The following is a 14,841-nucleotide window of genomic DNA, read 5'->3' as shown; positions in this document are numbered from 1 at the left end:
CAAACATTGGTCAGGCCCGACGGCTAGGATGCTGACGATGATCGGGATCGCCGGGCCTTCGCGGTCGACAGAACGGTTCCGGACCTGCGGAGGTCATCCAGATAATCCGCGTACCACTGCATCATCGGGACGCGTTCTTCCCAATATTCGGCGCCATTATAGGCACCACGAACCTCGTCTTCCTCTTGGTGCGCTAGCTGACGCTCGATAGCATCGCTATCCCAATGGCGCCTGCCATCCGAGCGGCGGCTTTCGTTCAGCAGTGTCGACGCCGTCGACCGGAAGCCATGCGCGGTCACTTGCGCTTTCGTGTACCCAAGCCGGCGAAGCGCAGCGTTTAGCGTCCCATCGGAAATCGGACGATGCCACGAGCGGATCTGCGGAAACAGGTAGGGCGACGTGCCTGTGACTTCGCGAAGGTCATTGATGATCGCAATCGCCTGTCGAGACAGCGGCACCTTGTGCGGCCGCGGCATCTTCATTTTTTCCTTCGGAATGTTCCAGACGGCGTCCCGCAGATCGAATTCCTTCCATTCCGCGTACCGCAGTTCGCCCGGCCGAACGAAGGTAAGGGCGATCAACTGCAACGCTGCGCGTGTTGTGATCTGACCGTCCATGTCGTCGATCGCGCGGAGAAGCGCGCCGACGGCCTTCGGCTCGGTGATGGCGGCCCGGTGATTGACCTTTGGCGCTATGAGAGCGCCCGTTAGGTCAGCCGATGGGTCGCGCTCGGCGCGATTGGTGCTAATCGCATATTTGAAGACACGACCGCTAATGCTGCGGGCACGTCGGGCCGTATCATATCGCCCTCGCCTCTCAATCTTTCGAAGCACATCAAGCAATTCCGACGCCTTGATCTCGGCGATCGCTCGATCGCCCAAATCGGCGTTGATGAAGCCGAGAAGCCATTTTTTCTTTTCTATTGTCTTTGGGTCGTCGCCCTCGGCTTCGAACTTCGTGATCAGTTCGTCCGCGACGATCCGGAAGGTATTGCTGCGCGCGATGCGCGCCGCGCTGCGATCCAACTTGCGCTGCGCGGACGGATCGATGCCCTTGGCCAGAAGCACCTTGTTCGCGTCCCGGCCGGCGCGAGCATCTGCGAGACTGACCGCCGGATAGGCGCCCAGCGCAATCAGCTTCTGCTTTCCGTCGAACCGATACGCCTGTCGCCAAAGCCGCGACCCGTTCTTTTCAACAAGCAAATGCAGCCCGCCTCCGTCGCTGATCTTGTAGGGCTTCGTGGCGGATTTGGCGGCACGGCAGGCGGCATCCGAAAGCGGCATCGATTTGGTCCCCGCGGTCAATCTACCAACACACGATCGACGGACTACCAACAGCGATACCAACAAAAACACCGGCTGCCGGCGGACGGTCGCGAATGTCAGCGAACTAGAAATCGCTCTAATTCAAGCACTTATAGCACATTAGCGGACAGAGGAGGAAGCTGGGGGACAACCAAATGGTGCCCAGGGGCGGGATCGAACCACCGACACTGCGATTTTCAGTCGCATGCTCTACCAACTGAGCTACCTGGGCGCCGCCCCGGATCAGGTCCAGGGAGCGCCGGTTTATAGTCAGGCAAATCGGCCCTGTCCACCCGCCCGATGGCATTTCTGTGAACGAAGATTTTCCCGTCAAAACAATGGGAAATGACCGCTTCGGACCGGCTTGGACAGCGCGAATGCCCGTCAAGCCTATTCGGCGTCCTCGTCATCCGTCGGTTTGCCGGGAATCGCATAGGAACCCGACAGCCAGCGATTGAGATCGACGTCGCGGCAACGCTCGGAGCAGAACGGCTTGGAGGCCTCCACCGCGGGCTTGCCGCAGATCGGGCACGGTTTTTCGCCGGATTTGGACACCTTAGCTTGCATTCAACCAACCAAAACGGATCGGGAAACCTTCGCCGCCCAGCAGGGAGACGGTCTCATAGAGCGGCAGGCCGACGATATTGGAGTAGGAGCCGACCATCTTGACCACGAAGGAGCCGGCAATGCCCTGCACGGCATAGCCACCGGCTTTGCCGCGCCACTCGCCGGAGCCGATATAGGTCGAGATGTCTTCTTCATTGAGGCGCTTAAAGCGCACCTTGGTCTCGATCAGCCGCTGCCGGAAGCTTTCCTTGGGGGTGACGATGCAGACCGCCGTATAGACACGGTGGTTGCGGCCCGACAGCAGCCGCAGACACTGCGAGGCTTCATCGACCAGTTCCGCCTTGGGCAGGATGCGGCGGCCGACGGCGACCACGGTATCCGCCGCGAGAATGAACGCGCCGCGGAGTTCGTCGTCGAGCTGGACCGACTTCAGCGCCGCTTCCGCCTTGGCGCGCGCCAGCCGATTGGCGCAGGCGCGCGGCAGCTCGCCCCGCTTCGGGGTCTCGTCGACATCGGCGGGACGCAGCGCATCGGGCTCAATGCCGGCCTGGTTGAGCAGGCTGAGGCGGCGGGGCGAACCGGAGGCGAGAACGAATTTGGGACGGCCGAGCATGCGGGCTGATGATCCTGGAAATGCGGCCGGAACCTATCGGAAGCCCCCTGCTTCGACAACCGCGGTGCGGTTATTTAGCCGCTGGCGGCGCCGCCTTTCGCGAAACGTTTGCGAATCCGCAGCAGCAGCCCATCGCAGACCTCGCGATAGGCCGCCAGTTTCTGGTCGCGGTTACCTTCGGTTCCCGTGGGATCCACCGTCGGCCAGTATTCGACCTCGGCGGCATCGGTGCGTGTCAGATCCAGCGCCTTGTGATGCGCCTCCGGCGACAACGTGATGATGAGATCGAAATTGAGCCCTTCCCAGTCTTCGAGTTCCTCGAAGGTCATGGGCTTGTGTCTGGAGATGTCCTGGCCGAGTTCGGCCATCACGGCCACTGCGAAAGGATCGAGCTCGCCCTTCTTCACCCCGGCGGATTTCACATACAGCGCCTGCGGAAACATCTGCTGCAGCAGGCTGGCGGCCATCGGCGAACGCACGCTGTTCTGGCCACAGGCAAACAACACCGCCTGCGGCGTACGCGCGCGTGGCGGCGCGGCCATCAGCGACTAGCCTTTCCAGTGAAGGACGGAGATCAACGTAAACAGCCGTCGCGACGTTTCGAAATCGACGCGCACCTTGCCGGCCAATCGTTCCTGCAGCGTCCGCGAGCCTTCGTCATGGATGCCACGGCGGCCCATGTCGATGGCCTCGATCTTGTCAGGCGTAGCGGTGCGGATCGCCTGATAGTAACTGTCGCAGATCATGAAGTAGTCCTTCACAATGCGGCGGAACGGCCCCAGCGACAGAAGGTGCGCAACGACAGGCGTACCGTCCTCGCGGCGGATGTCGAACATCAGCCGGCTGCCGGTGATGCCTATATGCAGCGTAAACGGGCCGACGTGTGCGCCTTCCGGCGCGAACAGGTTCTGCTCGATCAGGTCGTAGATCGCGATCGCGCGCTCATGCTCGATATCCGGCCCGGAACGGCCGATCGATTCCTCATCGAGCGTCACCGCGACGATGCGGTTGTTGCTGTCATCCTCTGGTGGAGGGGCATTACTCATCGCAAATTGAGGCGCAATCCGACCGAACGTGCGTGGGCATCGAGGCCTTCAGCCTTGCCCAGCGTCATCGCAGCCGGTCCCAGCGCCCGCAGCTGATCCGGCCCGCACTTCAGGATCGATGTTCGCTTCATGAAGTCAAGTACGCCGAGGCCCGAGGAGAACCGCGCCGAGCGCGCCGTCGGCAGCACGTGGTTCGAGCCGCCGACATAGTCGCCGATCGCTTCCGGCGTATGACCACCGAGGAAGATGGCGCCGGCATTGCGTATCTTGAGCGAGAACGCCTCAGGATCGGCCGTCATGATTTCGAGATGCTCGGCGGCGATGGCGTTGGCGAGCGGCACGGCGTCATCGAGCGCCTGCACCAGAATAATCGCGCCATATTCGTCCCACGACGCGCGCGCGATGTCCGCGCGCGGCAGAGTGGTGAGCTGCGCTTCGACAGCGCGCGCGACATTGTCGGCCAGCGCCTTGCTGTCTGTGATCAGGATCGACTGCGCATTGACGTCGTGCTCAGCCTGCGCCAGCAAGTCTGCGGCGATCCAGTCGGCATTGGCGGTATCGTCGGCAATGACCAGCACTTCTGAGGGGCCGGCAATCATGTCGATGCCGACCTTGCCGAACACCTGGCGCTTGGCAGCGGCCACATAGGCATTGCCCGGACCGACGATCTTGGCCACTGGCGCAATGGTGTCGGTACCGTAAGCGAGCGCGGCCACGGCCTGCGCGCCGCCTACGCGGTAGATTTCGGAAACGCCACCGAGCTTTGCAGCGGCCAGCACCAGCGGATTGAGCTTGCCGTCCGGTGACGGCACCACCATCACCACGCGCTCCACGCCGGCGACTTTGGCCGGCACGGCATTCATCAAGACCGACGACGGGTAGGCAGCAGTCCCACCGGGCACATAGAGGCCAACAGCCTCGATGGCGCTCCAGCGCCAGCCGAGCTCGACGCCCAGCGCATCGGTGAAGCGATCATCCTTGGGGAGCTGGCGCTTGTGGAACAACTCGATGCGGTCGCGGGCGAATGTCAGGGCCTCGACGGTCTCTGCGTCGCAGGCGGCAACGGCGGCATCGACCTCGGCAGCGGTCACGCGCAGAGCCGAGGCCTTGAGGTCCAGCCGATCGAACTTGCGGGTCGCTTCGAGCAGCGCTGCGTCGCCGCGGGCGGCGACATCGTCGACAATGGCGCGCGTGGCAGCCTCGATATCGGCCGCGACTTCGCGCTTCATGGTCAGGAAGGCATTGAAGCGCTGGGTGAAATCGGCGCTGGCGGTATCGATACGAATTGGCATTCTGGTGTTCCGGCGGGGCCTTGCCGGCCAAGGCCCCCTGCTCAATGGCGCGGCGGCAAAGGGCCGTCAACCCTGTGCTGCCATGGAAAGGATGAATAGCGGATCAGGCGTCCAGACCGGAGGCCTCGGTGCCGGCATCGCTGGTCAGATCGTCCGGGCCGAGATCGGCCAGTTCGACCTCGAGACACTCGACATCCAGCCGGAGTGCGCCCCCACCGGCGAAGATCAGGACGACGCTACCGCCAGGAGGCTCGGCGGCATGGAATTCGATGCCGAACAGTTCCAGCGCGATGTCGGGCGTTTCGAGATCGATATCGCGGGACTTGCAGGCCAGCACGCGGTCGAAGCGCAGCGCCGAGACCAGCCGGCGCGGCGTGACTTCCCCTGAAATCGTCTGATCCCAGTCGAGCCGGCTCATGCCGACCACGAGCCGCTTCTCGCTCTGCCGCCAGATAATGTCGCCGACATTGACAGCCGCATCCTGAACATGCGCGGAAATCACCGCGAGGTCGTCGGCATCCAGTGCAATCAGCTTGCGTTGACCCGTCACGGCGACCCCTTTGAGAGAATCCTATCCGCTGATGCGCTCGATGGTAGCGCCGCAAGCGGACAGCTTTTCCTCGAGCCGCTCGAAGCCGCGATCGAGATGATAGATGCGATTGACCATGGTCTCGCCTTCCGCGACAAGGCCGGCGATCACCAGAGAGACCGAGGCGCGCAGGTCAGTCGCCATCACGGGCGCGCCGCGCAGCTTGGCCGTACCGTCGATGGTCGCGGTTTCACCGTCGAGGTGAATTCGCGCGCCGAAGCGTGCCAGCTCCTGCACATGCATGAAGCGGTTCTCGAAAATTGTCTCGGTGATATGCGAGGAGCCCGTGGCTGTCGTCATCAGCGCCATGAGTTGCGCCTGCAGATCGGTCGGAAAGCCGGGGAATGGTGCCGTCGACACGTTCACCGGCTTGATTCCCGCGCCGTTGCGCGAGATGCGGATGCCGTCGTTGTTCGGCGTCACCGTCGCGCCGGCCTCGACCAGTACGTCGAGCGCCGACTGTAGCAATTCAGGCCGTGCGCCTGAAAGTTGCACATCGCCGCCGGTCATGGCCACGGCCATGGCATAGGTACCAGTCTCGATGCGATCTGGCAGCACGGTGTGGCGCGTGCCATTCAGTTTGGCCACGCCCTCGATCGTGATCGTCGGGGTGCCGGCGCCAGAGATGCGCGCGCCCATCTTGTTCAGGCAGTCGGCGACGTCGACGATTTCCGGCTCACACGCCGCGTTGTTGATAATGGTCGTGCCCTTGGCCAGCGTCGCAGCCATCAGCGCCACATGGGTGCCGGACACGGTGACCTTGGCGAAGTCGATCTCGGCGCCTTTCAGGCCGCCGGGGGCCTTGGCAATGACATAACCGCCGTCGATGGTGAGTTCTGCGCCGAGCTTCTCCAGCGCCATGATCAAGAGATCCACCGGGCGGGTGCCGATGGCGCAGCCGCCGGGTAGCGACACCTTGGCTTCGTGCATGCGCGCCAACAGCGGCGCGATCACCCAGAAGGACGCGCGCATCTTCGAGACCAGCTCGTAGGGCGCTGTCGTATCGATGATGTTGGCGGCGGAGATATGCAGGGTCTGACCCTGATATTCATGGTCGCCCGGGCGCTTGCCGGCCGACATGATGTCCACGCCGTGATTGCCGAGAATGCGCTGCAACTGCGCGACGTCGGCCAGACGCGGCACGTTGTCGAGAATCAGCGTCTCGTCGGTCAGCAGACCGGCGATCATCAATGGCAGCGCCGCGTTTTTGGCGCCCGAAATCGGGATCGTGCCATTGAGTTTGCTGCCGCCGACGATGCGAATGCGATCCATACCGATTCCCGCTGATTGCTGTGCCCCGACTATAGGGCGGATGGCCTCTTTAAAGCAAAAGCGTCGAAATTTGCGGTTTTTCGATGAGGCCGGCAGCAAATCTAAGAAAGGGCCGAATCGGCCCGTTTACGCTCCGACCTGATTGATATCCGGGGTTTCCAGGATTGGCTTGGAGTAGCCGTTACGAACCACCCGGATCATGGCGCGGCCGACTTTCTCCGTCGTGGTGACGTATTTTGGCGCGCCCCGGACCAGCAGCGTCCATAACGGCGCGGTCGCGGTGTAGATCGCCTGGACCCACGCAGTCTTCGAACGAACACCATGCAGCGGTTGGATGCCGCCGGGGCGGAACATATAAGCGGCCTTGAACGGCAGCTTGAGCAAATCGTTCTCGGTCTTGCCCTTGACCCGCGCCCACATGACGCTGCCCTGCTCGGTGCTGTCGGTGCTCTGGCCGGTCACGTAGACGAAGGTCATCGCGGGATTGAGCCGCGCCAGCGTGTTCGCCACCGCGAGGGTGATGTCGTAGGTGATCCGACGATAGTCCGGCTCGCTCATGCCCAGCGACGAGACGCCAAGGCAGAACAGGCAGGCGTCATAGCCCGTCAAGTCGGGCGCGATGGCCGACAGATCGAAAAAATCCGTATGCATGATCTCGCGCAGTTTGGCATCGCGTTGCCCGGTAGGACTGCGGCCGACCACGAGCACGGCTTCAACATCGGGATCGAGCAGGCATTCGCGCAGCGCGCCTTGCCCGACCATGCCGGTCGCACCGAACAGAATGACTTTCATGAGACTTCCTTTGGATGACTGACAGTCGATCGCGCGACGCAATCAGGCGGCAATTGCGACCTGATCAAACGACATGCCGGTGAGCGCAGCTGAGACCTCCCACAGCCGCGCGCCGACGGCGGCATCCTGAGCTCGCGGCATGATCTTCGCAGGAGCCGGCGGCCCCTTCATTTCGTAGACGCCGTTCGGGCCGTAATAGCCAGCTGGCTTCGCATCGGGTGAGGTGGCTGCAAACAATGTCGGCAAGGCACCGGCGGCGGCTGAATGACTCAGCGGACGCAGCAACCGGCTTCCGAGCCCCATCAAGCCACCGCTGCCGGGACCGTTCGGAATGAGATCGGTGAGTGCGAAACCGGGATGCGCGGCATTGCTCATCAGACCCCAGCCCGCAGCATCGCTGCGCCGCTGCAACTCGATCGCGAAGATCAGCATCGCGAGCTTCGACTGCTGATAGGCTTTCCACGGCTTGTAGAATGTCGCGCCCTGAAGATCGTCGAAATCGATGAGGCCCGAACGATGCGCAAGACTGCTGAGATTGACCACACGCGGCGCCTTGTTGCGGCGAAGCACAGGGAGCAGACGCGCCGTGAGCGCATAGTGACCGAGATAATTGGTACCGAGCTGCATCTCGAAGCCGTCGGCGGTGGTCTGGCGCGTCGGCAGCGCCATCACGCCGGCATTATTAATCAGCAGATCAAGCGACGCGTACATCGCATCGAAACGGCGTGCGAAAGTAGCGACGGCGTCCAGGCTGGCGAGATCGAGGTGCTCATAGCTGATGATCGCGTCGGGATGTCGCTCGCAGATGCGCTCAATCGCAGCGCTCCCCTTGGTGTCGCTACGGCCGGTCAGCACCACTTCGGCGCCGGCTCCCGCAAGCGCCATTGCCGTCTCGAAGCCGAGGCCGCCTGTCGCCCCGGTCACCACGGCCAGTTTGCCGGTCATGGGCGGAATGTCCCTAGTGGTCCAATCGCTCATCTCTGTCTCCCCACATCCGATCAGCGGCACGAACGCCTGCGCAAGGCTAAATGTGCACTCAGTGCAAATTTGCAATAGGTGCAGGCTAGCCTTATCTTAAGGCCGATGAGCATCGCCAAGCCTCTGAAATCAAAATTGAAAACGTCAGCGTCCGACATTGCGCCGGCCTCCGGGCTGCGCGAGCGCAAGCGTGAGCAGACCCTGCAGCGGCTGACGGAAGCGGCGATGAAGCTGTTTCTGGCCAAAGGCTACGAGGCCACCACGCTGGACGATATCGCGGCCGCCGCCGAGATCTCGCGCCGCAGCTTCTTCCATTATTTCGCGTCCAAGGAAGATGTCGTGGTGGCGTGGCAGGATCGCAGCGCCGATGCCCTGACCGCTGCCATCGCCGAACGCCCTGCTGATGAATCGATGATCACCGCAGCAGAGAATGCGATCCTGACCATGACTCGGCACCTCAACCCCGAGGATGCCATTGCCATTGCCCGGTTGAAGCGCGAAACGCCAGCACTGCAGGCGCGCGAGCAGGTCAAATACGAGAAGATGGAACGCGCGATGGCGGGGGCGCTTGCAGCGCGCGCCAGCGACAAGACCGGTCAGACGCAGGCGCGACTAGTGGCAATGATCACCACCGGCGCCATCCGGATCGCGAGCGAGAACTGGCTGACCCAAGGCGCGCGCGAAAAGCCGGACGTGCTGGTCAGGCGCATGTTTGCGGATATCCGGGCGGCCCTCGACGAGCCGCCCGCACGCAAGGCGAAAACCTGACGGGTGATATTAGCCGCCCGCTGCGGCTAATCGCCGTCGCGCGATCAGGCAAAGCCGCCGGGCATCGGGCGAAACTTCCTGATCGCAAGGAAGGTCGTGACGACGAAGAACACCAGCACGATGCCCTGAACAATCGCAAAAGGCGGCTCACTGGGCGGCACGCTCGGTGCCAGCGCATGAAGCGGCGGGACCTTCAGGAAGCTCTGGATCACCAGCACGAACACATTGAGATAAAGCGAAATCATCGCAGTCAGCACGTAAATCCAGCGCCATGGCCCCGCCAGCTTCTGGCCGTACAGCGCCAAACAGGCGACCGCCAGCAGCACCAGCGAAATGATGCCGATGACATGCGACGGCAACAATTTCTCGACCGGGAAGAAGAAGCCGGTCACGCTGGTCAGGATCGTCGTCAGCAGAAATAGACCGGTCCAGCCGGGCAGCGGCTTTGACTTCAGCAGCCCGACCATTGCGACCAAGCCAGCAACAATTCCGATCAGGCTGACCACCACATGAAGCAACGTGAACGTTGCCAAGCTCATTCCCAAAACCATGATGCACCCCTGCTTTAGAACTCGTCAAATCTTAGGGTGCAGCGCGGGAACTTGCCAATAGTTTTTGGCTGATAGTCATCATATAGATTTACGTGCAAGGCGCCGTTTTCTTCAAGACATTCGCGTTCGATCAATAGTGCCCCGCAATCTACTTATTGAGAAACTCAACCAATTTCGGGATCACCTGATCGGGGGCTTCTTCCATCAGCCAATGGCCTGAGCCTTTGACGATAACGCCGTCCACATTGCTGGCAACGAGGCGCCCCTGCTCGATCAGGAAAGACCCACCGGCCTTCTCACCAGAGAGAACCAGCATCGGCATTGGCAGTTTGGTCTTGGCAAGTTCGGCAAACTCGGCGGCATCTTTCTCAAAAGCACGGAAGACCTCGAAACCGGCTGCCATATGGCCGGGCTTCGCATAGGCCTTGGCGTAAAACACGCGGTCCTTTTCGGGCACCGACTTCTTCGGGTTCGCGGCGAAATCATTCCAGAAGTGCTCAAGGTAAATGCGCTCGCGGCCCGCGACCAGCGCCAGCGGCGTCTTGCCGTAGAAATGGAAGTGCCAGAGGTCGCGTAACAGCCAGACATGCGTCCAGTCGCCAACACCAGGCAAAAAGGCATCCATCAACGCGATACGATCGACTTCGCTCGGATATTGCGCAGCGTAGGCATAGGCGACCATCAGGCCGATGTCGTGGCCGACAATTTTCACCTTGGGATATTTCAGGCCGACCACCAACGCATGGATATCGCGGGCCATCGCCACCTTGGTGTAGCCATCGGCCGGCGCGTCGGAATCGCCGAAGCCACGCAGATCCGGCGCGATCACCGTATGACTGGCCGCAAGTTTCGCGATCAGCGGGCGCCACATATGGCTGGTCTCGGCATAGCCATGCAGCAGCACGATCGGATCGCCCTTGCCCGCAATGAGATAATGCAGCTTGACGCCGTTGATGGTGGCGAAGCGGCTTTGCGGAGCTTGCGCTGAAGCGGATACGGGGAGAAACGGCGCTGCCAGGACGGCCAGCAGCACACCCAACAAAGCCCGGCGTCCGATCGTAAAAATGTGCATGAAGTCCCCACTGAAACGTCGCCCGCGTCGGGACGATTGTCTCAGTAGTAGCGCGGAATCGGCCCGTTGTGCGGAGTCTTTCGATCCGACAAATCGAACATGACTTCATCGACATAGCACCAGCCCCAGCCTTCGGGCGGATCGTAGCCTTCGATAATCGGATGCTTCGTGGCGTGGAAATGCTTGGTCGCGTGCTTGTTCGGGGAGTCGTCGCAGCAGCCGACGTGACCGCAGGTCCGGCAGATCCGCAAGTGCACCCACATACTGCCCGTTTTCAGGCATTCCTCGCAACCGAGTGCGCTGGGTGTCACATCGCGAATGCCGGAAATATGCGTGCAGCCTTTGGGCATGATGATCTCCCGTTATGAGCTCAAAGGGTTGGCGTGGCCGTATCGCCGAGAAAACCATGCAGCGCCGCCACCACCTGGGCGCCCTCGCCGATCGCGCCGCCGACACGCTTCACCGAACCCGAGCGCACATCACCGACCGCAAAGACACCGGACACCGACGTCTCCAGCGCCTGCACGCTGCGGCCATTGGCGGGAATGCCGGTGATGATGAAGCCATGACGATCGAGGGTGACGCCGCAATCCGCCAGCCATTCGGTGGCGGGATCGGCGCCGACGAACAGGAACAGATTACGGATGTCAGCGCAGGACTCCTCGCCGGACAGCCGACTACGGGTACAGATCCGTTCGAGCCCCGCCTCCTGCGTCCCCTCCAGCGCCACGACTTCGGTGTTGAAGACCAGCTCGATATTCGGTGTCGCCTCGATGCGCTCGATCAGATAGCGCGACATGCTGGCGCCGAGGCCGCCGCCGCGGATCACCATATGCACCTTGTTGGCCTGGCTCGCGAGAAACACCGCCGCCTGACCTGCCGAATTGCCACCGCCGACCAGGTAGATTTCCTGCTCCCTGCAGAGTCGGGCCTCGATCGGAGATGCCCAGTACCAGACGCCGCGACCTTCGAAATCGGCGAGCCGCTCGATGTTCGGCCGGCGATAGCGTGCGCCCGATGCCACCACGATGGCCTTGGCACGCATGACATCGCCATCGTCGAGTTCAAGAGCGAACAGTCCGTCCTTGCGTGAACAGTCCAGCGACTTCACGGCGGCCGGGATCATGATATCGGCGCCGAACTTCTGCGCCTGGTTGAAGGCACGCGCCGTGAGTGCCATCCCGGAGATGCCAGTCGGGAAACCGAGATAGTTCTCGATCCGCGCGCTGGCGCCAGCCTGGCCGCCGAATGACTTGGCATCGCAAACCGCAACCGACAGGCCTTCCGACGCGCCATACACCGCGGTGGACAAGCCCGCAGGTCCGCTGCCGACGATGGCGACGTCATAGGTCTTGCCCTTGGCGATATGACTGATCATGCCCATCGCGCGGGCGAGTTCGGAGAAGGACGGATTGCGCAGCACCGTGCCGTCGGCCACCACCACCAGCGGCAGATCCTCCGGCGACGGCGTATAGCGCGCGATCAGATCGGCTGCGTCCTTGTCCGTTGCGGGGTCGAGCAGATGATGCGGATAGCCGTTGCGGGAGAGGAAGCCCTGCAGGCGGATGACATCGCTGGAGTTGGCCGCGCCGATGAAAGCCGGACCGCCAGCGCTGCCCTGCAGGAGGTTCACCCGACGCAGGATCAGCGCACGCATGATGCGCTCGCCCAGATCCGCTTCCGCGATCAGCAGCGCGCGCAGCCGTTCCGGCGGAATCAGCAGCGTCTCGACATCGCCTTCAGCATGACCGTCAACCAGCGCGACGCGGCCCGACAGTTGCGCGATCTCGGCGACGAACTGTCCGGTGCACTGATCGGCCACCGGCGTGATGCGGCCGAAACCGTCGCGCTGGGTGATCGTCACATGTCCGGACAACACCACGAACATGCCGGGACCGGGCTTGCCGGTCTCGAACAGGCAATCGCCATCCTTGTAATGCCGGATCTCACCGAAGCGGCGCATCCGCTCGATCTCCGCCGCCGTCAGCACGGGAAAAGTCTGATCGTGACGCGGCAGCGCCGCCCGCGGCGCGTAGGCCGGTAGCTCGGCGCTGGATGATGCCTGGGATTCTGATGACATTTAAACTCGCATGCTCACGCGGCGGACAGGTGCCATCAATCCCGATCGGGATCGACGGGTCTTGAACAGAAGTCCTGTATCTTATCGGCGTCCGATGACGCCTCGACTGCGACGGCATCGCCGGTCTGACTGGCGCGCCCGCGCATTTGCACCTTCCGGCGCTTGAGATTTTCACGCAGCGCCTGGCGCAGCCTGTCCTGACGGGCAGCTGCACTTTCCTTGGCGGGTTTGCTCGGCTTATCGGTCATGGGCAGTTATGGTCGATCGAATGGCGTGCACAGATGCGCCAGATTGGATCCTGTGACCCCATACATAACCGCCTTCAACGCGTCAGGCGAGATGATCGACTTCGAGATGATGATCCGGCCAATGAAGGCTCTGCCGGCGGTTATCGAGGCCATGGGGAACCGGATCGACTCGCCAATGGCGAAACGCAAGGCGGCTGCAACCGCAACAGGCCGACCACACCCCTGTTATAATGATGCATTCTAAGTGCCACCCGCGCTTGCGCCGCCCGTGACCTTGTGGCAAGGATCGCCCCGCTTGGTAGGCGCCCTCGAGGCTGATTCCTGCACCCAGCATGCTGCCGTAGCTCAGTGGTAGAGCACTCCATTGGTAATGGAGAGGTCGACAGTTCAATCCTGTCTGGCAGCACCAGTCTTTTCAATGACTTAGGGCGAAACATCGCCTTCTCCATTTTATCGCCGGAAGCACCCCGGAAGCACATCCCCTCGGATTCGGCCTTTTAGGCCGCCCGAGAAGCCCGCTTGGCTTCGCCCATCGCCTCGGATCTGGCGGCCAAAACTTTTGCGGCCATCGCATGGGTCATGACGGCGTCGATCTCCACCATATTGTCCGGCATGCACTGGAACTGACCAATTGCCTTGCCCCCGAGCGGAGCCAGCATCCGCGCGGCCATACCCGACTCTACGTGAGCTTGGAGCAGGACGCCGCAGTCTTCGCTCCAGATGAGCATTTCGACGCCTTTACGGTCCAGCTCGTCCGCGATCGCGCTGTGAGCGACGACTGGGGCACCGGCGAAGATTGCTTTTGCTGATTTGCGCATAGTGATTTGCCTTTCGAGCAGTTGTGAAAGTCCAGGGGCGAAATGACCGACACTAGACGGCCCCGCACGCCTTTGGGCTCGCGCCTTGGACATGCGCGTGCGGCCCCTGGACAGTGATTTGATGATCGTCGACTTACCGGATTGGCGTTTCGGCTAGTGTAGTTGGGCTTTCGACCCCCGATCAGAATGCGCCGAATTTTTCTCTTAGCAACGATTATTTTGTCTGGAAAATACGTATCTCAAAAGTCGACAAGCAGGCGATTGCTATCACTTCGATTTCTGTATTTGGCTTTGTTAGTTGTCTGGCGGCAATCTCGCTAGTTCAGACAAAAAATACTGTGCAAGCGTGCCAACTCGATCTAGCCACTCGAAAACGAGTCGAGACGAGCGTACATTGACCATCAGCAAAGGGGCGCACTCATGGAGTTCAGCTATGGCAAAGCGAGCGACAAAGATTGCAGCGAGCTTAACAAACGATCCGGCCGTGAAAGCGTGGCGGCTCGTCCAAGAAGCTGGGGAAGACGACAGCGCCTATGACGAAGCGATTGATCTTTTCGAGCAGGCCCGCGTTACATCGCCAGTAGGGCTAAAGCACAAGCAGAAATTGCTTCAGATGCGCCGCGCTGATCTATCCCACGGCGACAAGCTGACTTTGTCGGGCAAGATGCGAATGGAAGCGCTTACGCGAACCATCGATGAAGGCATCAGCTACCTCGCTAGGCGAGAGCGATGATCCTAGAGGAGAGCGGCCCCAATGCCCATACCCCACCCCTGGGCGGGGGCCGCGCCACCGAAGTGCAAATGTCGCAAAGCGCTCCGACTAAATTTCTGCTTTTTGAAAAGGTCCGGGT

18 protein-coding genes and 2 tRNA genes are annotated in these 14,841 nt (G+C 61.7%); 3 read left to right on the top strand and 17 right to left on the bottom strand.

The genetic code is table 11. From position 1 onward, the window contains the following. Positions 1-23: 23 nt before the first annotated feature. The 11 genes from AB8A23_RS11175 to AB8A23_RS11125 all read right to left on the bottom strand — a co-directional run bounded on the left by AB8A23_RS11175 (position 24) and on the right by AB8A23_RS11125 (position 8,453). The gene (locus tag AB8A23_RS11175; RefSeq protein ID WP_439059749.1) at positions 24-1,346 is read right to left on the bottom strand and encodes a tyrosine-type recombinase/integrase; all 1,323 of its coding nucleotides are present in this window, start codon (positions 1,344-1,346) and stop codon (positions 24-26) included. Positions 1,347-1,460: 114 nt separating this feature from the next. Beyond that, positions 1,461-1,536 (bottom strand) — tRNA-Phe (locus tag AB8A23_RS11170). 158 nt (positions 1,537-1,694) lie between these two features. Beyond that, positions 1,695-1,859, bottom strand: coding sequence for a DNA gyrase inhibitor YacG (gene yacG, locus AB8A23_RS11165; RefSeq protein WP_439059750.1), 165 nt, complete (start codon positions 1,857-1,859; stop codon positions 1,695-1,697). Position 1,860: 1 nt separating this feature from the next. Beyond that, positions 1,861-2,484: a Maf-like protein gene (locus AB8A23_RS11160; protein WP_093756955.1), complete on the bottom strand. Its 624-nt coding sequence runs from the start codon at positions 2,482-2,484 to the stop codon at positions 1,861-1,863. A 74-nt stretch (positions 2,485-2,558) separates the two neighbouring features. Continuing rightward, entirely contained in the window at positions 2,559-3,026 is a 468-nt protein-coding gene (locus AB8A23_RS11155; RefSeq protein ID WP_068734774.1) for an arsenate-mycothiol transferase ArsC, read from the bottom strand. A gap of 6 nt (positions 3,027-3,032) precedes the next feature. Continuing rightward, complete coding sequence (locus AB8A23_RS11150; protein ID WP_089266102.1) at positions 3,033-3,530, bottom strand: UPF0262 family protein; 498 nt, start codon at positions 3,528-3,530, stop codon at positions 3,033-3,035. After that, entirely contained in the window at positions 3,527-4,822 is a 1,296-nt protein-coding gene (gene hisD / locus AB8A23_RS11145) for a histidinol dehydrogenase (protein WP_120286961.1), read from the bottom strand. Before hisD ends, AB8A23_RS11150 begins: the two co-directional genes overlap by 4 nt. A 103-nt stretch (positions 4,823-4,925) precedes the next feature. After that, positions 4,926-5,372 (bottom strand): DUF2948 family protein, encoded by a 447-nt coding sequence (locus tag AB8A23_RS11140; protein WP_089266100.1) that lies wholly within the window; start codon positions 5,370-5,372, stop codon positions 4,926-4,928. Positions 5,373-5,393: 21 nt separating this feature from the next. After that, a complete protein-coding gene (gene murA, locus AB8A23_RS11135) occupies positions 5,394-6,683 on the bottom strand; it encodes a UDP-N-acetylglucosamine 1-carboxyvinyltransferase (protein WP_120286962.1) in 1,290 nt (429 codons plus the stop codon). A gap of 126 nt (positions 6,684-6,809) precedes the next feature. Then, on the bottom strand, positions 6,810-7,475 hold the full coding sequence (locus AB8A23_RS11130) for an epimerase (protein WP_120286963.1): 666 nt from the start codon (positions 7,473-7,475) through the stop codon (positions 6,810-6,812). A gap of 42 nt (positions 7,476-7,517) precedes the next feature. Next, on the bottom strand, positions 7,518-8,453 hold the full coding sequence (locus tag AB8A23_RS11125; RefSeq protein WP_120286964.1) for an SDR family oxidoreductase: 936 nt from the start codon (positions 8,451-8,453) through the stop codon (positions 7,518-7,520). A gap of 135 nt (positions 8,454-8,588) precedes the next feature. Here AB8A23_RS11125 and AB8A23_RS11120 point away from each other — a divergent pair, with 135 nt between their 5' ends. Further along, a complete protein-coding gene (locus AB8A23_RS11120; RefSeq protein ID WP_439059751.1) occupies positions 8,589-9,221 on the top strand; it encodes a TetR/AcrR family transcriptional regulator in 633 nt (210 codons plus the stop codon). 44 nt (positions 9,222-9,265) lie between these two features. Here the strand turns inward: AB8A23_RS11120 and AB8A23_RS11115 are convergent, their stop codons facing one another. From AB8A23_RS11115 to AB8A23_RS11095, 5 genes are all read right to left on the bottom strand, one after another. Next, a complete protein-coding gene (locus AB8A23_RS11115) occupies positions 9,266-9,772 on the bottom strand; it encodes a hypothetical protein (protein ID WP_120286966.1) in 507 nt (168 codons plus the stop codon). A 148-nt stretch (positions 9,773-9,920) separates the two neighbouring features. After that, entirely contained in the window at positions 9,921-10,844 is a 924-nt protein-coding gene (locus AB8A23_RS11110) for an alpha/beta fold hydrolase (RefSeq protein ID WP_184511830.1), read from the bottom strand. Between the two features lie 41 nt (positions 10,845-10,885). Continuing rightward, positions 10,886-11,194 carry a UBP-type zinc finger domain-containing protein gene (locus tag AB8A23_RS11105; RefSeq protein WP_092145281.1) on the bottom strand — a complete coding sequence of 103 codons (309 nt, stop codon included), beginning with the start codon at positions 11,192-11,194 and terminating at the stop codon, positions 10,886-10,888. Between the two features lie 20 nt (positions 11,195-11,214). After that, on the bottom strand, positions 11,215-12,924 hold the full coding sequence (locus AB8A23_RS11100; RefSeq protein WP_120286968.1) for a cyclic nucleotide-binding domain-containing thioredoxin-disulfide reductase: 1,710 nt from the start codon (positions 12,922-12,924) through the stop codon (positions 11,215-11,217). A 35-nt stretch (positions 12,925-12,959) separates the two neighbouring features. Next, a complete protein-coding gene (locus AB8A23_RS11095; protein ID WP_120286969.1) occupies positions 12,960-13,172 on the bottom strand; it encodes a hypothetical protein in 213 nt (70 codons plus the stop codon). A 334-nt stretch (positions 13,173-13,506) separates the two neighbouring features. On the opposite strand from AB8A23_RS11095, the gene AB8A23_RS11090 reads away from it, so the two are divergent. Continuing rightward, positions 13,507-13,581, top strand: a tRNA-Thr gene (locus AB8A23_RS11090). An 88-nt stretch (positions 13,582-13,669) separates the two neighbouring features. Here AB8A23_RS11090 and AB8A23_RS11085 read toward each other — a convergent pair. Further along, positions 13,670-13,990, bottom strand: coding sequence for a hypothetical protein (locus AB8A23_RS11085; RefSeq protein ID WP_439059752.1), 321 nt, complete (start codon positions 13,988-13,990; stop codon positions 13,670-13,672). 433 nt (positions 13,991-14,423) lie between these two features. Here AB8A23_RS11085 and AB8A23_RS11080 point away from each other — a divergent pair, with 433 nt between their 5' ends. Beyond that, a complete protein-coding gene (locus AB8A23_RS11080; protein ID WP_439059753.1) occupies positions 14,424-14,723 on the top strand; it encodes a hypothetical protein in 300 nt (99 codons plus the stop codon). Positions 14,724-14,841 lie beyond the last annotated feature (118 nt).

Origin of the sequence: Tardiphaga sp. 619_E2_N8_4, from assembly GCF_051810905.1 — a bacterium.
Taxonomy (GTDB): domain Bacteria; phylum Pseudomonadota; class Alphaproteobacteria; order Rhizobiales; family Xanthobacteraceae; genus Tardiphaga; species Tardiphaga robiniae.
The sequence above is the reverse complement of the archived record's forward strand: the minus strand, read 5'-3'. Positions and strand labels throughout refer to the sequence as shown.